Origin of the sequence: Rhizobium sp. N122 (genome assembly GCF_002211295.1) — a bacterium.
Lineage (GTDB): Bacteria > Pseudomonadota > Alphaproteobacteria > Rhizobiales > Rhizobiaceae > Rhizobium.
This window is the reverse complement of sequence record NZ_LOKU01000038.1, coordinates 1-18,966: the sequence shown is the minus strand read 5'-3', so window position 1 is coordinate 18,966 and position 18,966 is coordinate 1. Positions and strand designations below refer to the sequence as shown.

The window sequence follows — 18,966 nt, the reverse complement described above, 5'->3', positions numbered from 1 at the left end:
CGCCGCAATGCGATCATCAACACCATCGCGCCCCGCCCGCTACCCGCATCCTGTGAGGAGGAATCGTACCTCAAGCCGAGCGGCATGCAACCGTCCAAAGCGCAGTAGCCCCGGTCTTATTCGCGTCCGGTGGCCGGGATTGCCGCGCCGGTAACAACGGCAGCGGCCGGGGAAATCAGGAAGGCGATCAGACGGGCGATCGATTGCGGCGTAACCCAGCCGTCCGTTTTCGCATTGGGCATGGCGGCGCGGTTCTCGGGCGTGTCGATCGTTCCGGGCAGAATGCAGTTGGCGGTAATGCGGTGGTCGCGGTTTTCTGCGGCGATCGCCTCGGTCAGCCGGATGACGGCGGCTTTCGAGGCGGCGTAAGCGGCCTGGTTGGCGCCGGCCTTCAGGCCGGGTGCCGCAGCGACATGAACGATGCGGCCGTAGCCCGCGGCCTTCATTGGCGGAAGAACCGCGGCGCTGATCGTCAGCGCCGTGCGCGCGTTGGCATTCATCATCGTGTCCCATTGCGCTGGCGCATCCGGCCCGACCGGCCCCATCTGGAAGCCGCCGACCGTGTTGACCAAGGCGCTGACGCCGCCGAAGCGCTTGACGGCTCTGGCGACGGCGGCAGCGCAGGAGGCATAATCGGTGAGATCCGTTCCGGCAATCGACAGAAACTCGGCGGAGGCGGGAAGCTCGCCGGCCAAGGCTTCCAGTTCCTGGCTCGACCGGTTCATGCAGACGAGTTTGGCGCCGCCAGCGGCAAGCTCGCGGACAACGGCGCTGCCGAGGTTTCCGCCGGCGCCTGTGACGATGACGGCTTTCTGGTCTTTCATGGCAATCATCTCCTGGCGGTGCCGGTATTGGACAATGTTGCGCATTGATGATCCAGGTTGCACGGCAAGGCAAGCACGGGCAGAAACGATCGGGGATAGTGCAGGCGAAATCCTTATCCTAAATCACCCGCCTGCCGCTGACATCCGGGACGGCGCAGGCTTCGCCGCCGCCGAAGAGACGCGAGCGGGTCAGGAAGCGTTTCTCGCGGCCGTTATCCAGCGAGAACATGCCGCCCCGGCCCGGCACGACATCGATGATCAACTGCGTATGCTTCCACGCCTCGAACTGGCTGACGCTGATATAGACCGGCACGCCGCCGATCTCGCCAAGTTTGACATCGCTGTCGCCGATCATGAATTCGTTAGTCGGATAACACATTGGCGAGGAGCCGTCGCAGCAGCCGCCGGACTGGTGGAAGAGGATATCGCGATGATCGCGCTTGATCTCGGCGATCAGGTCGAGGGCCGCATCGGTTGCGAGCACACGCGGTTCGCCGTTGACGGTCGTTTCCATCGGTCTTCTCCAAGGTTTCAGGGAGGAAGAAAGTCCCCTCCCCAACCCCTCCCCACAAGGGGGAGGGGCTAAGCCGTGGCACCCGCTCGCAAAACAACAAGCCGGATGCATATGCTGCGCTCAAGAATGAATACGACGAGCGCCGCATGTTAAGCCCCTCCCCCTTGTGGGGAGGGGTTGGGGAGGGGTTTTTGCCCCCTCCCGCCGCACCAAGCATCTCAGAAGAAACCGAGCGCCTTCGGGCTGTAGCTCACCAGCATATTCTTGGTCTGCTGGTAGTGTTCGAGCATCATCTTGTGGGTTTCACGGCCAATGCCCGACTGTTTGTAGCCGCCGAAGGCGGCATGGGCGGGATAGGCGTGGTAGCAGTTGGTCCAGACGCGGCCGGCCTGGATCTCGCGGCCGAAGCGATAGCAGCGATTGGCATCGCGGCTCCAGACGCCGGCGCCGAGACCGTAGAGCGTGTCATTGGCGATTTCGAGCGCTTCCGCCTCGGTCTTGAAGGTGGTGACCGAGACCACCGGCCCGAAGATTTCCTCCTGGAACACACGCATCTTGTTGTGGCCCTTGAAGATCGTCGGCTTGACGTAATAGCCGTTCGCCAAGTCGCCGCCGAGATCGTTGCGCGTGCCGCCGGCCAGCACCTCGGCACCTTCCTGCTTGCCGATGTCGAGATAGGCAAGGATCTTTTCCAGCTGCTCGGTCGAGGCCTGGGCGCCGATCATCGTCGCGCTGTCAAGTGGGTTGCCCTGCTTGATCGCCTCGACGCGCTTGACCGCCTTTTCCATGAAGCGGTCGTAGATCGATTCCTGGACGAGGGCGCGGCTCGGGCAGGTGCAGACTTCGCCCTGATTGAGGGCAAACATCGCAAAGCCTTCGAGCGCCTTGTCGAGGAAGTCGTCGTCTTCGGCCATCACATCGGCAAAGAAAATGTTCGGCGATTTTCCGCCGAGCTCCAGGGTCACCGGAATGAGGTTCTGGCTGGCATATTGCATGATCAGCCGGCCGGTCGTCGTCTCGCCGGTGAAGGCGATCTTGGCGATGCGGGAGCTGGTCGCCAGCGGCTTGCCGGCCTCGATGCCGAGGCCGTTGACGATGTTGAGCACGCCGGGCGGCAGGAGATCGCCGACCAGTTCGGCCCAGAGCAGGATCGAGGCTGGGGTCTGTTCGGCAGGCTTCAAGACGACGCAGTTGCCGGCGGCAAGCGCCGGAGCGAGTTTCCAGGTGGCCATCAGGATCGGGAAATTCCACGGAATGATCTGGCCGACGACGCCGAGCGGCTCGTGGAAGTGATAGGCGACGGTATCGTGGTCGATCTCACCGATCGAGCCTTCCTGGGCGCGGATGCAGGAAGCGAAATAGCGGAAGTGGTCGATGGCCAGCGGAATGTCGGCCGCCATGGTCTCGCGGATCGGCTTGCCATTGTCCCAGGTCTCGGCCTGGGCGAGCAATTCCAGCTTGTCCTCCATCCGCTGCGCGATCTTCATGAGGATATTGGAGCGCTCGGCAGCGGAGGTGCGGCCCCATTTTTCCTTGGCCGCATGGGCGGCGTCGAGCGCGAGATTGATGTCCTTTTCATCGGAGCGGGGAATGTCGCAGAGCTTGCCGCCGGTAACGGGTGTCAGGTTTTCGAAGTATTTTCCGCCGACCGGCTCGCGCCATTCGCCGCCGATATAGTTGCCGTATTTCAGCTTGAACGGCGACTCGACGATTTTCTGATGAAGCATGTCATCCTCCCGTGATGATCCAGGTTCCAAGCGAACCAGTGGGAGGAAAATGTGCGTGTTTTGGCGAAGGGAACAGGGCAGCTTTCCCATACCGCAGTGCACAGTGTCGCAGAGTTGCGACAGGATCGGCGCCCGATTGCCGCAACGCCGGAACCTTCGAGCCGATCAGTGGAGGTCGAGCTTCTTCATCTTCCGGTGCAGGGTGGCGCGGCTGATGCCAAGCGCGATCGCCGCCTGGGAGACGTTGCCGCCGGCGCGCGACAGCGCCCGCAGCAAGGCTGCCTTCTCCGCCTCGACCATCTCTTCCTGCTGCGAAACGCTCGCCTCGCGGAGAGCATCGGCGGCCGGAATGCCGGCGGCAATTCGCTTGTCGTCCAGCTGCAGCGCGATGCGGGCGGCGCGCGTCGCCCCGAGCACGAGGTCATGCCGGTCGACGGCCAGCAGGGCGGCGGCCGAGTTGGCGCCGGCCGGAACCATCAGGAAGCGGGCGCTGGGAAAGGCCGAACGGAAGAGGTTAAGCTCGATGCGCGTCGCCGCATCGCGCACCGTCTGCGTCAGGATCGCCAGGGTCATCTCGTTGACATCATCGCGGCAGGTGGAGATGTCGAGGGCCGCGGCCAGCCGGCCACGATGATCGCGGATCGGCGCCGTCGTGCAGCTGAGGCTGGTGTTGGCACAGAAGAAATGCTGGTCGCGGAAGATGGCGACGGCGCGTTCATCGGCAAGCGCGGTGCCGATGCCGTTGGTGCCAATGCTTGCCTCGGTCCAGACGGAGCCGGTCCAGAGGCCGAGTTCGCGGAATTCCTTGTCGTCGCCGGCCGCTCCCCGCCGCTCCAGCGCAATGCCATTCTTGTCAGTCAGAAGCAGGCAGCAGCCGGCCTTGCCGACGGTGGTGAAGAGGCGATCGAGCTCCTCAGTCGCGCTGGCGATCAGTTGCCCGGATTGTTCGCGGGCGCGCCGAAATTCCTCATCGGTCAGGCGCAGCGGCGCCCGCTCATCCTCGGGGGCGAGCTGGTGCATGGTCATGCATCGCCGCCACGAGGCGACCACCGGAGAGCTGGCCGCGGCGGAATCGCGCTGAGCAGAGGTATAGACATGCTCCGCGTGCGCTGACTGTTCGTGCATCTGCTCCTCCCACGGAACTTCAGCACAGTCTGATGGAAAAGCGGCCGGTTTGCAATCAGGCGGCACGTGGTGGTCGCCAGCGTGCGGTGAAAGGGGCGGCATCACATTTCGGTGTTTGAGCGGTGAGAATGTAACCAAGACTTCTCTCGCCCGTATTTTCTTACAGAGCAAGGCTTTGTCAGATGGGGAGATCCTGATCATGTTGAACAGACGATTGTTGCTGATGACGACCGTTTTCGGGGCGCTTGCCGTTCGCGCCAGCCTGGCCGGCAAGGCGATCGCCGGCGAAACGTTTAAGGTGACCCATAGCGATGAGGAATGGCATACGCTGCTGACGCCGGATCAGTTCGTCATCCTGCGTCAGGCAGGCACGGAAAATCCCTTCAGCAGCCCGTTGCTGCATGAGGAGCGGAAGGGCATTTTCGCCTGCGTCGGCTGCGAGCAAAAGCTCTTTTCCTCGGCGACCAAATTCGACAGCGGCACCGGCTGGCCGAGCTTTTGGGCACCGCTCGACCATGCCGTCGGCACCACACACGACACCGGTTTCGGGATGGCGCGCACGGCGGTCCATTGTAGCCGCTGTGGCGGCCATCTCGGACATGTCTTCGATGATGGTCCGAAGCCAACCGGACTTCGCTACTGCATGAATGGCCTTGTCATGACGTTTCGTGCAGCCTCGGCCTGATCGAAAGAGGTTCTTGTTTGCTGTTCAGCCTGCGAGCGGCGGCGCTTATCTGTGCAGCCAGGCTTCTATGCCGCGCGCGCCGGCGCGGCCGGTCGCAAGGCAGGCGGTGAGGAGGTAGCCGCCGGTCGGCGCCTCCCAGTCGAGCATCTCGCCGGCGACGAAGGTGCCCGGCAGCGCCTTCAACATGAAGCCGTCGTCGATGCCGCTCCAGCGGATGCCGCCGGCCGAGGAGATCGCCTCGCCGATTGGCCTCGTGTCGAGAACCGGGACCGGCAGGGCCTTGATCATGCTGGCGAGGCGTCCGGAATCGGTTCGGTCGCGCTCGGCAGCGAGTTCCCGCAGCAACGCCGCCTTGACGCCGTCGAGGCCGGCGCCCTTGCGCAGGCGGTTTGAAAAGCTCAATCTGGCGTCCTGGCGCGCGAGGTCGCGGGTTAGCCTTTCGACCGTCCGGCCCGGGGCGAGGTCGAGCGTCAGGGCAGCACTGCCGCGGGTCAACAGTTGATCGCGAAGGCTCGCCGCATTCATATAGACCAGGCTGCCCTCGATGCCGTTTGCGGTGATGACGAATTCGCCGGGAAATGTGCCGGCATCGGAGGTGGCGGTGACCGATTTTACCGGCTCGCCGGCGAAACGCTCGCGGAAGCTTTCGCTCCAGCCGACGACGAAGCCGCAATTGGCGGGCCGGAAGGCGTCGATCTCGACACCCCTCTCCAATAGCCACGGCAGCCAGCTTGCATCGGAGCCGAGGCGCGGCCAGCTGGCGCCACCGAGCGCCAGCAGGGCTGCGTCGCAATGGACGATGCTGCGTCCTTCCGGCGTCTCGAAAACATAGCCCTCATCGGCAAAACCGATCCAGCGGTGGCGGGTGCGCAGTGCAGCGCCCTGGGCCTCCAGCCGTTTGAGCCAGGCGCGCAGCAAGGGGGAGGCTTTCATCACATCCGGGAAAACCCGGCCGGACGAGCCGACGAAAGTCTCGGTTCCGAGCCCTGCTGCCCAATCTCTGATATCGCCAGGGGTAAAGGCATCGAGCGCCGGGCGCAGCCGGGCAGAGGCCGCGCCGAAGCGCGTGACGAAACGGGCATAATCCTCGGAATGGGTGATGTTCAGTCCGGACTTGCCGGCCAGCAGAAATTTGCGGGCGAAGGTCGGCATGGCGTCGTAGACCGTCACCGCATGGCCGGAGAGCGAAAGCAGTTCGGCGGCCGCCAGGCCTGCCGGGCCACCGCCGATGATCGCAATTCGCTTCTGGTTCATGGATGTCTTTGCCCGATTCTTTCCGCTGCAGTTTTGGCGCGGCTGCGCCTTGCCTTCAAGGGCGGGATCAGTGATGCGAATGTGTGCACTGGCCGTGGTCGGCGAGAACCTCGATGACACGGCATTGGTCGACGCGGCCATGGCCGCAACCTTCCACCATGGTTTCCAGCTCGGCCTTCAAAGCCATCAGGCTGCGGATGCGCTGCTCGACCTCGACGAGGCGGGCCTTGGCGATGGCATCGGCCGAGGCGCAGGATTGGTGCGGATCATCTTGCAGGGCGAGCAGCGTGCGAATCGCCTCGATCTCGAAGCCGAGCTCGCGGGCATGGCGGATGAAGGTGAGGCGGTTGATATCGGCAGGTTCGAAGGAGCGCTGATTGCCTTCGCTGCGGCTCGGCGCCGCGAGCAGGCCGATGCTCTCGTAATAACGCACCGTCGGCACTTTGACCCCGCTCCGGCGAGCGGCTTCGCCGATCGTGATCTTTTTCATGATTTTCCTCTTGCACCTCTAGTCGCTAGAGGATGTAGGAGAGGTGCTTCTGTTTGACAAGGAAGCGGATCATGGCTGAGACGAGCGAGACACGATACCGGGTCGGCGGCATGGATTGCGCCGCCTGCGCAACCAAGATCGATACGGCGGTCAGGCGCGTGGCGGGGGTGGCAGATGTTTCCGTCTCGGTGATGGCGGGCACGATGACCGTCCGGCATGACGGCAGCAGCGATCTCAAGGCGATCGAGAAGAAGGTGACGGGGCTCGGTTATTCGGTCTCGCCTTTTGCCGGAAGCGTGGTGCCGGCGCATGACCACGGCTCACATGAACATCACGACCATGATCACGTGGGCCATAATCATGATCATGCCGGCCATGACCACGATCATGCCGATCACGATCATGACCATGCGCATGGCAAGACCGAAATCGAAGGTCTGCATGGGCACGATCATGGGCCGATGACCGGTCCCTGGTGGCAGAGCAAGAAGGGTCGGCTGACCATCCTCTCGGGTGCCGCGCTGATTGCCGCCTATGCCATCGGCCATCTCGTGCCGGCAATCGCATCCTATGCCTTCATCATAGCCATGCTGGTCGGCCTGGTGCCGATCGCGCGCCGCGCGGTCATGGCGGCCCTATCGGGCACGCCATTCTCGATCGAGATGCTGATGACCATCGCCGCGGTCGGCGCCGTCATCATCAATGCGGGGGAGGAGGCGGCGACCGTCGTATTCCTGTTTCTCGTCGGCGAGCTGCTGGAGGGTGTCGCGGCCGGCAAGGCGCGCGAAAGCATCCAGTCGCTGACGACGCTGGTGCCGAAGAATGCCTTGCTCGAAGACAATGGCCTGACGCGGGAGGTGCCGGCGGAAAGCCTTGCCGTCGGCGCGATCATCATGGTGCGCCCGGGCGATCGCATCTCGGCGGATGGCATCATCGTCTCGGGCGAGAGCGCGATCGACGAGGCGCCGGTGACGGGCGAGAGCACGCCGGTGCGCAAGGGTGTCGATGCCGCCGTCTTTGCCGGCACGGTCAATGGCGATGCCGTGCTTAGGGTTCGCGTCACGGCGGCGGCTGCCGACAATACCATCGCCCGCGTCGTCAAGCTGGTGGAAGAGGCGCAGGAATCGAAGGCGCCGACGGAACGTTTCATCGATCGGTTCTCGCGCTATTACACGCCCAGCGTGGTGGTGGTCGCCGCATTGGTCGCGGTGGTTCCGCCGCTGCTGCTCAGCGGCGTGTGGAGCGAATGGGTCTATAAGGGCCTTGCCATTCTGCTGATCGGTTGCCCCTGCGCGCTTGTCATCTCGACGCCGGCAGCGATTGCCGCCTCGCTGTCGGCAGGCGCGCGGCGGGGGCTGCTGATGAAGGGCGGCGCGGTGTTGGAAACGCTCGGCAAGGTGACAATGGTCGCCTTCGACAAGACAGGCACGCTGACGGAAGGCAAGCCTCAGGTGACCGATATCGTTCCCTTCGGATTGACTGAGGCGCAGGTCTTGTCGCGCGCGGCGGTGCTGGAGCAGGGCTCCAGCCATCCCCTGGCGCTGGCGATCCTCAACCGCGCCAGGGCGGACGGTGTTCCCGTGCCGCCGGCTTTCGAACTGGAAGCGTTGCCGGGCAAGGGTGTCAGCGGCAAAGTCGGCGGTGAGACGCTCGATCTGCTGTCGCCATCCGCTGCTCGCGAGCGCGAAGCACTCGATGGCGACAAGGATGCACGCATTACCGCATTGAACGACGAGGGCAAGAGCGTGTCGGTGCTGCTCGTCAATGGCGCGGCAGCCGGCCTGATCGCCATGCGCGATGAACCGCGCGAGGATGCCGAGGCCGGGCTTTCCTCGCTCCGCTCCGCCGGCGTCAAGGCGATGATGCTGACCGGCGACAACAAACGAACGGCGGCCGCCGTTGCCGGCATGCTCGGCATCGACTGGCGCGGCGAGATGATGCCCGAGGACAAGCAGCGGGTCGTCGGCGAATTGAAGCGTCAGGGATTCATCGTCGCCAAGGTCGGCGACGGCATCAACGACGCGCCGGCGCTGGCCGCCGCCGATATCGGCATCGCCATGGGCGGCGGCACCGATGTGGCGCTGGAGACCGCGGACGCCGCCGTGTTGCACGGCCGCGTCGGCGACGTGGCGCGGATGATCGAACTGTCGAAACGGACGATGCGAAATATCCTAGAGAATATCACCATCGCGCTCGGTCTGAAGGCGGTGTTCCTGGTGACGACCATTGCCGGCATCACCGGCCTCTGGCCGGCGATCCTCGCCGATACCGGCGCTACCGTGCTGGTGACGATCAACGCGCTGCGATTGCTTCGCGTAAAGGGATGAATGTTTTTCCGGGGGCGGCGTGAAGACTGCTGCCGGTTCGGGCCTGATCGAGAAGCGAAAACAGCGGAGCCGATCCTCAGTCAGGCCGGCTTTCGGTTTGCCGACAAAGTCTCCTCCGTCATGCTCGGCCTTGTGCCGAGCATTTAACCACGGCAATTTACTGCCAGGAAAACATTTATTTTCAAATACTTAATTGATCGTCCGTAGATCCTCGGCACAAGGCCGAGGATGACGTCACGGGTTTGGCCGTGGTTTGTCAGCAGCCTGGGAGCCGACCAGGCTGCCCTGCTCATCACGGCCTTCTCCGCAGTTCGTTTTGTTTAAGCCTTTATTATCCATGTTTTTCACAGGAACGCAGTGATTTCAAACCTGCCGTAACGAGATGTGCAAACCACCCGTTGACGCGATTTTGGATTCAGATACTATATCTAGTGTTCAAGGTTCCTTCGATTCGTCAGGATCGCAGGCTAAGACGGGAATACGGTGCGTTTCGCCAGAACGGCGCAACAAGGCCGGAGCTGCCCCCGCAACTGTGAGCGGCGAGCAACTGTCCGATTTCAGGTCACTGAGGCATGATGCCTCGGGAAGGCTGGGGCAGGGTGCTTCGACCCGCGAGCCAGGAGACCTGCCTTGAACTAGATGTCCACGGGCGGGGTGTCCGGAAGGTCGCGTGCATGAAAGCGGAATGATCCGCGCCTGTTGCGCTGCCCCGAACGTCCGCATGAGCACTTCGGGGTTGAAGTCATGTCCAGAATATCAAGGCCGCCGCCCGCGCAAATCCCGAAAGGGATCGTATCAGGCGTTTAAAGCGCCGACTTTGCCAGATCACCATCAAAACGTTGCCCCGGACGTCGCAAGGCGCCCGATCCCAGTATTGCGTCCTGAATTCTTTGACATCACGAGGAACATGATGAGCGTTACCGTCTACAGCAAACCCGCCTGCGTCCAATGCACCGCCACCTATCGCGCCCTCGACCGTCTGGGCGTCGATTACGACATCGTCGATATCTCGCAGGATGCCGAAGCGCTCGATCGCGTCCGCAGCCTCGGCTACATGCAGGCCCCCGTCGTCATCGCCGGTGAGCGGCATTGGGCGGGTTTCCGTCCCGACATGATCAGCGCGCTCTCCTGACCCGAGGGAAAAGGCGATGGGGCTGATCGTTTATTATTCCAGCCGATCCGGCAATACCCATCGCTTTGTCGCCAGGCTTGGATTGCGCGCGGCGCGCATTCCGGCGGGCGGTACGGACGCGTTCCCTATCCGCGAACCCTTCGTGCTTGTTGTGCCGACCTATAGCGGCGGCGACGGCAAGGGCGCCGTTCCCAAACAGGTGATCCGTTTCCTGAACGATGCGGAGAACCGTGGACACCTCCGCGGCGTGATTGCCGCGGGCAACAGCAATTTCGGCGAGACATACGGGCTCGCCGGCGACGTGATCTCGCGCAAATGCCAGGTGCCTTACCTCTACAGGTTCGAGCTCATGGGCACGGAGGAGGATGTCGCCAACGTCAAACACGGAATGGAACGGTTTTGGACACGGGAACAACTCTGACGCGGGATGCGGGCGCAAAACCGCATAACACTTTTGCTCATCCCACCGGCGAACGCCCTTTGAAAGCGGCGGAAGCGCTCGATTATCACGCGCTGAACGCCATGCTGAACCTCTATGACGATGAGGGACGGATCCAGCTCGACAAGGACCGCTTGGCGGCCAAGCAGTATTTTCTGCAGCATGTGAACCAGAACACCGTGTTCTTTCACAATCTGAGGGAAAAGCTCGATTACCTCGTGACCGAGGGCTATTACGAGCAGGAGGTGCTCGACCAGTATTCCTTCAATTTCGTGCGCGACCTGTTCGACCACGCCTATGCCAGGAAGTTCCGCTTCCCGACCTTCCTCGGCGCCTTCAAATATTACACCAGCTATACGCTGAAGACCTTCGACGGAAAGCGCTATCTCGAGCGCTACGAGGATCGCATCTGCATGGTGGCGCTGACCCTGGCGCGTGGCGACGAGGCGCTTGCCCGCGACATGGTCGACGAAATCATTTCCGGCCGTTTCCAGCCGGCAACGCCGACCTTCCTCAATGCCGGCAAGAAGCAGCGTGGCGAACTCGTTTCCTGCTTCCTGCTGCGGGTCGAGGACAATATGGAATCGATCGGCCGGTCGATCAATTCGGCGCTGCAATTGTCGAAGCGCGGCGGCGGCGTGGCGCTGTCGCTGACGAATATCCGTGAGGCCGGCGCGCCGATCAAGCAGATCGAAAACCAGTCGTCGGGCATCATCCCCGTGATGAAGCTGCTCGAAGACAGTTTCTCCTATGCCAACCAGCTCGGGGCCCGTCAGGGAGCAGGTGCTGTCTATCTCAACGCCCATCACCCCGACATCATGCGCTTCCTCGACACCAAGCGCGAAAATGCCGACGAGAAGATCCGCATCAAGACGCTGTCGCTCGGCGTCGTCGTACCCGACATCACCTTCGAACTCGCGAGAAACAATGAGGATATGTATCTGTTCTCGCCTTACGACGTGGAGCGCGTCTACGGCGTGCCTTTCACCGAGATTTCGGTGACGGAAAAGTACCGGGAGATGGTGGCGGACGCCCGCATCTCGAAGAAGAAGATCAAGGCGCGCGAATTCTTCCAGGTGCTCGCCGAAATCCAGTTCGAGAGCGGTTATCCCTACATCATGTTCGAGGACACGGTGAACCGGGCGAACCCAGTTGCTGGTCGCATCTCCATGAGCAATCTCTGCTCGGAGATCCTGCAGGTGAGCGAGGCGAGCGAATATAAAGACGACCTCTCCTACAAGCATCTGGGCAAGGATATTTCCTGCAATCTCGGCTCGCTGAACATCGCCGCGGCGATGGATTCCGCCGATTTCGGCAAGACGATCGAGACCTCGATCCGGGCGCTGACGGCGGTCTCCGAGATGAGCCATATCGCTTCGGTTCCGTCGATCGAGAAGGGCAATGACGAGAGCCATGCGATCGGGCTCGGCCAGATGAACCTGCACGGCTATCTCGCCCGCGAGCGGATCTTCTACGGCTCAGAGGAAGGCGTGGATTTCACCAATATCTATTTCTATACGGTGACCTATCACGCGATCCGCGCCTCTAACCTGCTGGCGGTCGAACGCGGCCAAAGCTTCAAGGGCTTCGAAAATTCGAAATATGCCTCCGGCGACTATTTCGACAAATATACCGAGCAGGAATGGAAGCCGGCGACCGCGACGGTGCAGGCGCTGTTCGACAAATCAGGAATCCACATTCCGACGCAGGAAGACTGGGCGGCGCTGAAGACGGCGGTCATGACCTCCGGCCTCTATAACCAGAACCTCCAGGCGGTGCCGCCGACGGGCTCGATCTCCTACATCAACCACTCGACCTCCTCGATCCATCCGATCGTCTCGAAGATCGAGATCCGCAAGGAAGGCAAGATCGGCCGCGTCTACTATCCGGCGCCGTTCATGACCAACGACAACCTCGATTACTACCAGGACGCCTACGAGATCGGGGCGGAGAAGATCATCGATACCTATGCGGCGGCAACCCAGCATGTCGACCAGGGCCTGTCGCTGACCCTGTTCTTCCGCGACACGGCGACGACGCGCGACATCAACAAGGCTCAGATTTACGCCTGGAAGAAGGGCATCAAGACGATCTACTACATCCGCCTTCGCCAGATGGCGCTGTCCGGCACCGAGGTGCAGGGCTGCGTGTCTTGTACGCTGTGATTTTGGGCTGCTGGCCGAGAGTTTCGAGCTTGTAGCCCCCTCATCCGCCTGCCGGCACCTTCTCCCCGATGGGGAGAAGAGACAAGCCGATTGCATGGCGTTCCCCTCTCCCCAGCGGGGAGAGGGCAGGGTGAGGGGGCTCCGCACTCCGTTAGAATTTGTGGAAGAAAGACCACCCAATGAACATATCCATCAAGCCAATCAGCCGCGTGCGTGCCATCAACTGGAACCGCATCGAGGACGATAAGGATCTCGAGGTCTGGAACCGGCTGACCGGCAATTTCTGGCTGCCGGAAAAGGTGCCGCTGTCCAACGACATTCCGTCCTGGGCGACGCTGACGGCGGCCGAGCAGCAGCTCACTATCCGCGTCTTCACCGGCCTGACGTTGCTCGACACCATCCAGAACGGCGTCGGCGCGATCAGGCTGATGGAAGATGCGCTAACGCCGCATGAGGAGGCGGTGCTTTCCAACATCTCGTTCATGGAGGCGGTGCATGCGCGCTCCTATTCCTCGATCTTCTCGACGCTGTGCTCGACGCCTGACGTCGACGATGCCTATCGCTGGTCTGAAGAAAACGAGTTCCTGCAGCGGAAATCGGCGCTGATCATGGAGCAGTACGGTTCCGGCGATCCCCTGAAGAAGAAGGTTTCCAGCGTCTTCCTCGAAAGCTTCCTGTTCTATTCCGGCTTCTATCTGCCGATGTACTGGTCGAGCCGCGCCAAGCTGACCAATACGGCCGACATGATCCGGCTGATCATCCGCGACGAGGCGGTGCACGGCTATTATATCGGCTACAAATTCCAGCGCGGGCTGGAGCGGCTGTCCGAGGAGAGACGGCAGGAGATCAAGGATTTCGCCTTCGATCTGCTGCTCGAACTCTATGATAACGAGGCCAGATATACCGAGGCGCTCTATGACGGCGTCGGGCTGACCGAGGACGTCAAGAAATTCCTGCATTACAACGCCAACAAGGCGCTGATGAACCTCGGCTATGAGGCGCTTTTCCCGGCCGAGGCCTGCAAGGTCAATCCGGCGATCCTGTCGGCGCTTTCGCCGAATGCCGACGAGAACCATGACTTCTTCTCCGGCTCCGGCTCGTCCTATGTCATCGGCAAGGCCGTGGCGACCGAGGACGAGGATTGGGATTTCTGAGGTTTAATCGATGCCTCCCCTTATCATTTGCTCTCTCATCGACCACATTCAGCGGGAAATTGATTTCGGCACTCGCCAGTGAAGTGGCGTAGCGGGAGTTTTAGATGGCGTCTTTTTGAACAAGGTCGGAACTGCCGCCGAGGCGGACGAAGGCGTCTGGCCAATTCGCCGGAGACGAATTCTCGACTGGCTGGTGAACGAGACGCGGGGCGAGCGTTTCATCGACAACATCCTGGTGGACATGTGTGAGAAGCTGCTTGCGGCTGGGGTGCCGGTGGCCCGGGCGACGCTGCATTTCAGGGTGAACCACCCGCAATGGGTGGGTGCGCGCCTTCTCTGGAAGGAAGGGCTCACCGAGGCGAAGATCGACACATTCGCCTATGGCGTCGAAAACACGCCGGAGTTCCTGACCAGTCCGGTCAACGCGATCCATCAGGGTGCGGAGGAGGTGCGCAGGCAGCTGGAAGGCGCAGCCGACGGCGAGATGGATTCATTCTATCAGGACCTGCGCGACGACGGCTTGACCGAATATATCGCCTGGCCGCTCGAACACACCTTAGGCAAACGCCATGTCGCTACATTTTCCACCAGCCGGCCGGGCGGCTTCGAGCTCGAGCATATCGATTTCCTGCGCGATCTCCTGCCGGCGCTAACGCTTGTCAGCGAAATCCGGCTGAAAAACATCATGGCGCGCACGTTGCTGCAGACCTATGTCGGGCCGCATGCGAGCGAGCAGATCCTGTCGGGTGTGACGACACGCGGCAGCGGCGCCACCGTCGGTGCGGCAATCATGATCTGCGACCTGCGCGATTTTACGGCGATCTCCGATCTCTGGCCGCGCGACGATGTCATCCATCTGCTCAACGACTATTTCGACGCGATGTCGGATCCGATCGAACGCTATGGCGGCGAAATCCTGAAGTTCATGGGTGACGGATTGCTGGCAATCTTCCCCTTAAGCAAGGAAACAGCCTGCGCCGACCTGCTGCAGGCGATCCGCGAAGGGCAGGCGTCGATGGTCGAGCTGAACGAGCAGCATGCACGGGCGGGGCGAGAGCCGCTGCGTTATGGCGTCGGTGTGCATGTCGGCGACGTCATGTACGGCAATATCGGCTCGCGCCGGCGGCTGGATTTCACCGTCATCGGCCCGGCGGTCAATGTCGCCTCGCGGCTGGAAAGTCTGACCAAGGAGGTCAAGCGTCCGGTGCTGCTGTCGCGGGCCTTCGTCGAAATGGCGGGCTGCGCGAAAGAAATGGACAGCCTCGGCACCTTCCCGCTGCGCGGGCTCGGAGAGCCTGTCGATGTCTTCGCTTTTCCTGAGCGTTAAAGCATGCCGCGCAAAAGTGTGCCGCGGTTTTCCCAGGCAAAGCGCTTTTGCCGCAACGACATGCGAGAAAATAAAGAGCTAAAGCGCGACGAGCGAATCTGAAGGATCGCGACGCGCTTTAGCCTCAGGTAGGGTCAGACGCCGCGTTTGTTCCCCCACAGCAGCACGTGCAGCTGGGGCAGCACGCGCGGGGCAAACCATCCATCAACAGTCACCTTCTCGACGAGCCAATGCATCCGGTCCATCACACCGTCGATATCGATACGGGCGTCGTCGTCATCGGGCGGCGGCGTATGGTTGCCCGGCTGCAGGTACAAGGGGACATAGGGATAGCGCCGGCCCGCCTCTCGGGCGAAGGCGTAGTCGTCATCGTCGAAGACGACGATTTTCAAAGCGATCTCCGGACCGCCGGCGGCGAGCCGGAGGCAGTTGTCGACCTCTTCCCAATCCGTCAGCATTCCGCTTGACGGCGGCTTCGGGCTCAAGACCAGCATGTCGAGATCGCGAAACCAGTTGCGGGCGACGCTCCCCTGCGTTTCCAGCGCGAAGCGGTACCCTTGAGAATGGCCGAATTCGATCAGTGGCCCCAGCGGCTGGATCGCCGGATTGCCGCCGGAAAGGGAAACTGTCATCGGCCGGCCGGCGGAGAGCTTGGTGACCTCCTGCCAGATCGCTTCGGTGGACATGGGAGTCCACTGATCCCGGAAGGCGCTGTCGACCGCGTGAAGGCTGTCGCACCAGGAACAGCGGTAGTCACAGCCGCCCGTCCGGACGAACACCGTCGGCAGCCCGATCAAAGCGCCTTCACCCTGGATGGTCGGGCCGAAGATCTCGCTGACGCGAATGGTCTCTCCGCTCATGGCCGGTACTCCGCCCAGGTCTTCGGCGTCTCGCTGACGCGGACGGACGATGTCTCCGGGAAGCGCTCTCTGCACCAGTCGTAAAAGTGCTTTGCCAGAAACTCGGAGGTGACTTTCGAATGGCCGAAGACCTCGTTCAGGTGACGATGATCGAGGGTTTCGTCGATATAGCGCTTGAGCGGCGACAGGTCGTGATAGTCGCGAACGAAGCCGTCGTCGTTCAGGCTTTCGGCCGAGAGTTCGACGACCACGATGTAGTTATGGCCGTGGAGCCTGGCGCATTGATGGTCGGCCGGTAGATGATCCAGCTGGTGCGAAGCGGAGAGATGGAACTCTTTGGTGATGCGGTACATCAACGCACCTCCGCCGCGGAATATTGCGACACCGCCGCTTTCCAGAAATCCCGGTCTTCATAGTCGGTCGGATCGGAAATGCCGGCGAGATGGAAAGCTTCACGGCGTTCGACGCAGGTTCCGCAGCGCCCGCAGTGGAGCCTGCCGCCTTTGTAGCAGGACCAGGTTTCCGCAAAGGGTGTGCCGTGTTTCGCTCCGTCGGCGACAATCGCCGCCTTGGGAACATCGACATAGGGGGCGAGCAGTCTGACGCTGGCATAACCGTCCAGGGCTTCGTTCTGCATGCGCTGGAAGGCGTCGATGAAGCCCGGCCGGCAGTCGGGGTAAATGAAGTGGTCGCCGCCATGTACGGCGACGGCAACGGCATCGGCCTTTTGCGCGGCCGCTAGGCCGAAGGCGATCGCCAGCATGATGGCATTGCGGTTGGGCACCACGGTGGCCTTCATGGTCTCCTCGGCATAGTGGCCGTCCGGGACCTCGACATTGTCGGTCAGCGCCGATCCGCTGAGATGGCCGCCGATGCCGGCGATGTCGATGACATGATGGGAAACGGCAAGGCGCGCGGCACACTTGGCGGCGAAGTCGAGTTCCTTGCGGTGGCGCTGGCCGTAGTCGAAGGAGACGAGGCCGATCAGTTGTTGTTCCGCCGCTATTCTATGGGCGAGCGAAACGGAGTCGAGTCCGCCAGAGCAGACGACGATGGTCTTCATATTTTGGATCCCTTGTTTTGACCGGGTGGGCTGCGACCGGATTACGGCGTGCTTCTAGGCGAAATCACGCGCGATGCAAACAGTTTTAAGATGTCAGCCTCGAAAGTTGTTCGGTCTCGCTGATCGCCAAATCTATTTGCGGCGGCGGCGGGGCGCGCAGGTCCTCAGCGTCAGCATTATTGATGGCGCTGACGCAGCAGGCGTCCGCGATCCTCGTCGGCCACCGTCGCCTCGTCTTGCATCGTGTCGGCTTTCGGCGATTGTTATCAAGAGGAGGAAATATACAATTAATTCAATATGATGATGGAATAACCATATTTTTCTCGGGAGTCGAGAAAGGACTTGACGATCCGTGGCTTATAACGTTTTAAATTAGCAACCGCGCGGAGGAGCGCGGCCGTATGTCGACCGCCGCAACGGCGGAAAACATCGGGCGGCAGGGAGGGCCCGCCGCCGATTTTCAAATGGGAGGAAATTCATGCGCAAGTTTTTGAGCTCGGCGGCGATTGCCGTCGTGATGATGGCTGGCCTCGGCGGCGCCCATGCAGCGGACGTAAAAGAAGTGCAGATGCTGCACTGGTGGACGTCTGGCGGCGAGGCAGCTGCTCTGAACGTTTTGAAGGAGGATCTGTCGAAGGAAGGTTTTGCCTGGAAGGACGTGCCGGTGGCCGGCGGCGGCGGTGATGCGGCGATGACGGCGCTGAAGGCGATGGTGGCGGCCGGCACCTATCCGACGGCCTCGCAGATGCTCGGTTATACCGTGCTCGATTATGCCCAGGCCGGCGTCATGGGCGACCTGACCGAGACGGCGAAGAAGGAAGGCTGGGACAAGTCGGTGCCGGCGGCGCTGCAGAAGTTCTCCGTCTATGACGGCAAGTGGGTCGCAGCCCCCGTCAACGTCCACTCGGTCAACTGGCTGTGGATCAACAAGGCGGTGATGGACAAGATCGGCGGCACTGAGCCGAAGAGCTTCGACGATCTGATCGCCCTGCTCGACAAGGCCAAGGCTGCCGGTGTGATCCCCTTGGCGCTCGGCGGCCAGAACTGGCAGGAAGCAACGATGTTCGATTCCATCGTGCTGTCGACCGGTGGCCCGGAATTCTACAAGAAGGCCTTCAACGACCTCGACGAGGCGTCGCTGAAGTCGGACACGATGAAGACGTCCTTCGACAACCTGGCGAAGATCGTCAAATATGTCGATCCGAACTTCTCCGGCCGCGACTGGAATCTCGCGACCGCCATGGTCATCAAGGGTGATGCGCTGGTGCAGGTGATGGGCGACTGGGCGAAGGGCGAATTCGTCGCCGCCAAGAAGACCCCGGACAAGGACTTCCTGTGCTACCGCTTCCCCGGCACCGACGGCAGCGTCATCTACAACTCCGACATGTTCGGCATGTTCAACGTCCCCGACGACCGCAAGGCGGCCCAGGTGGCGCTGGCGACGGCAACGCTGTCGAAGAGCTTCCAGTCGGCCTTCAACGTCGTCAAGGGTTCGGTGCCCGCCCGTACCGACGTTCCCGACACCGACTTCGACGCCTGCGGCAAGAAGGGCATCGCCGACCTGAAGGCGGCCAATGAGGGCGGCACGCTGTTCGGTTCGCTCGCCCAGGGGTACGGCGCGCCGCCGGCGATCGCCAATGCCTATAAGGACGTCGTCTCGAAGTTCGTCCACGGCCAGATCAAGAGCTCCGACGAAGCCGTCACCCAGCTCGTCCAGGCAATCGACGACGCCCGCTGAGAGCGGTCGACGACCAATGCTTCCCCGCGTGATCTCGCGGGGAAGCTTCAGGCTCCGCAGCGATAAATGCCGAGCGATCCTGCGGGAAGGGAGATGATATCCATGAGCACAGTTGCGACCACCGATCCGGTTCTGACCCCCG

General features: G+C 62.0%; 17 protein-coding genes and 1 riboswitch. Of the genes, 8 read left to right on the top strand and 9 right to left on the bottom strand.

Features of this window, described 5'->3' with window-relative positions; translation table 11 throughout:
- Window positions 1-116 precede the first annotated feature (116 nt).
- The 4 genes from ATY75_RS23745 to ATY75_RS23730 all read right to left on the bottom strand — a co-directional run bounded on the left by ATY75_RS23745 (window position 117) and on the right by ATY75_RS23730 (window position 4,190).
- On the bottom strand, window positions 117-824 hold the full coding sequence (locus ATY75_RS23745) for an SDR family NAD(P)-dependent oxidoreductase (protein ID WP_088939475.1): 708 nt from the start codon (window positions 822-824) through the stop codon (window positions 117-119).
- 118 nt (window positions 825-942) lie between these two features.
- On the bottom strand, window positions 943-1,338 hold the full coding sequence (locus tag ATY75_RS23740; protein WP_088939460.1) for a DUF779 domain-containing protein: 396 nt from the start codon (window positions 1,336-1,338) through the stop codon (window positions 943-945).
- Window positions 1,339-1,556: 218 nt separating this feature from the next.
- The gene (adh, locus tag ATY75_RS23735; RefSeq protein WP_088939459.1) at window positions 1,557-3,065 is read right to left on the bottom strand and encodes an aldehyde dehydrogenase; all 1,509 of its coding nucleotides are present in this window, start codon (window positions 3,063-3,065) and stop codon (window positions 1,557-1,559) included.
- A gap of 165 nt (window positions 3,066-3,230) precedes the next feature.
- Window positions 3,231-4,190: a helix-turn-helix domain-containing protein gene (locus tag ATY75_RS23730; protein WP_088939458.1), complete on the bottom strand. Its 960-nt coding sequence runs from the start codon at window positions 4,188-4,190 to the stop codon at window positions 3,231-3,233.
- Between the two features lie 199 nt (window positions 4,191-4,389).
- On the opposite strand from ATY75_RS23730, the gene msrB reads away from it, so the two are divergent.
- Window positions 4,390-4,875 (top strand): peptide-methionine (R)-S-oxide reductase MsrB, encoded by a 486-nt coding sequence (gene msrB, locus ATY75_RS23725; protein ID WP_088939457.1) that lies wholly within the window; start codon window positions 4,390-4,392, stop codon window positions 4,873-4,875.
- 45 nt (window positions 4,876-4,920) lie between these two features.
- On the opposite strand, the gene ATY75_RS23720 is transcribed toward msrB, so the two are convergent.
- Both ATY75_RS23720 and ATY75_RS23715 read right to left on the bottom strand, forming a co-directional pair.
- Window positions 4,921-6,129: a TIGR03862 family flavoprotein gene (locus tag ATY75_RS23720; RefSeq protein WP_088939456.1), complete on the bottom strand. Its 1,209-nt coding sequence runs from the start codon at window positions 6,127-6,129 to the stop codon at window positions 4,921-4,923.
- A gap of 67 nt (window positions 6,130-6,196) precedes the next feature.
- Window positions 6,197-6,619 carry a helix-turn-helix domain-containing protein gene (locus ATY75_RS23715; RefSeq protein WP_088939455.1) on the bottom strand — a complete coding sequence of 141 codons (423 nt, stop codon included), beginning with the start codon at window positions 6,617-6,619 and terminating at the stop codon, window positions 6,197-6,199.
- Between the two features lie 71 nt (window positions 6,620-6,690).
- On the opposite strand from ATY75_RS23715, the gene ATY75_RS23710 reads away from it, so the two are divergent.
- The 6 genes from ATY75_RS23710 (at window position 6,691) to ATY75_RS23685 (ending at window position 15,163) form a co-directional block, all read left to right on the top strand.
- Window positions 6,691-8,946, top strand: coding sequence for a heavy metal translocating P-type ATPase (locus ATY75_RS23710; RefSeq protein ID WP_088939454.1), 2,256 nt, complete (start codon window positions 6,691-6,693; stop codon window positions 8,944-8,946).
- A 421-nt stretch (window positions 8,947-9,367) separates the two neighbouring features.
- A riboswitch (cobalamin riboswitch) is annotated at window positions 9,368-9,594 on the top strand.
- 262 nt (window positions 9,595-9,856) lie between these two features.
- Window positions 9,857-10,078: a glutaredoxin-like protein NrdH gene (nrdH, locus tag ATY75_RS23705; RefSeq protein ID WP_010068756.1), complete on the top strand. Its 222-nt coding sequence runs from the start codon at window positions 9,857-9,859 to the stop codon at window positions 10,076-10,078.
- A gap of 16 nt (window positions 10,079-10,094) precedes the next feature.
- Window positions 10,095-10,499 carry a class Ib ribonucleoside-diphosphate reductase assembly flavoprotein NrdI gene (gene nrdI, locus ATY75_RS23700; protein WP_088939453.1) on the top strand — a complete coding sequence of 135 codons (405 nt, stop codon included), beginning with the start codon at window positions 10,095-10,097 and terminating at the stop codon, window positions 10,497-10,499.
- Window positions 10,478-12,682, top strand: coding sequence for a class 1b ribonucleoside-diphosphate reductase subunit alpha (gene nrdE / locus ATY75_RS23695; RefSeq protein ID WP_088939452.1), 2,205 nt, complete (start codon window positions 10,478-10,480; stop codon window positions 12,680-12,682). Before nrdI ends, nrdE begins: the two co-directional genes overlap by 22 nt.
- Before the next feature lie 179 nt (window positions 12,683-12,861).
- Window positions 12,862-13,836: a class 1b ribonucleoside-diphosphate reductase subunit beta gene (nrdF, locus tag ATY75_RS23690; protein ID WP_088939451.1), complete on the top strand. Its 975-nt coding sequence runs from the start codon at window positions 12,862-12,864 to the stop codon at window positions 13,834-13,836.
- A 115-nt stretch (window positions 13,837-13,951) separates the two neighbouring features.
- The gene (locus ATY75_RS23685; protein WP_088939450.1) at window positions 13,952-15,163 is read left to right on the top strand and encodes an adenylate/guanylate cyclase domain-containing protein; all 1,212 of its coding nucleotides are present in this window, start codon (window positions 13,952-13,954) and stop codon (window positions 15,161-15,163) included.
- A gap of 134 nt (window positions 15,164-15,297) precedes the next feature.
- On the opposite strand, the gene queE is transcribed toward ATY75_RS23685, so the two are convergent.
- From queE to queC, 3 genes are read right to left on the bottom strand one after another with little or no spacing between them, the layout of a single operon-like run.
- The gene (queE, locus tag ATY75_RS23680; protein ID WP_088939449.1) at window positions 15,298-16,023 is read right to left on the bottom strand and encodes a 7-carboxy-7-deazaguanine synthase QueE; all 726 of its coding nucleotides are present in this window, start codon (window positions 16,021-16,023) and stop codon (window positions 15,298-15,300) included.
- Window positions 16,020-16,376: a 6-carboxytetrahydropterin synthase QueD gene (queD, locus tag ATY75_RS23675; protein ID WP_064840825.1), complete on the bottom strand. Its 357-nt coding sequence runs from the start codon at window positions 16,374-16,376 to the stop codon at window positions 16,020-16,022. Before queD ends, queE begins: the two co-directional genes overlap by 4 nt.
- The gene (gene queC, locus ATY75_RS23670) at window positions 16,376-17,086 is read right to left on the bottom strand and encodes a 7-cyano-7-deazaguanine synthase QueC (protein ID WP_088939448.1); all 711 of its coding nucleotides are present in this window, start codon (window positions 17,084-17,086) and stop codon (window positions 16,376-16,378) included. The genes queD and queC overlap by 1 nt, the downstream gene beginning before the upstream one ends.
- A gap of 478 nt (window positions 17,087-17,564) precedes the next feature.
- Here queC and ATY75_RS23665 point away from each other — a divergent pair, with 478 nt between their 5' ends.
- Window positions 17,565-18,824, top strand: a complete 1,260-nt coding sequence (locus ATY75_RS23665; protein WP_088939447.1) for an ABC transporter substrate-binding protein — start codon at window positions 17,565-17,567, stop codon at window positions 18,822-18,824.
- The last annotated feature ends 142 nt before the right edge of the window (window positions 18,825-18,966 follow it).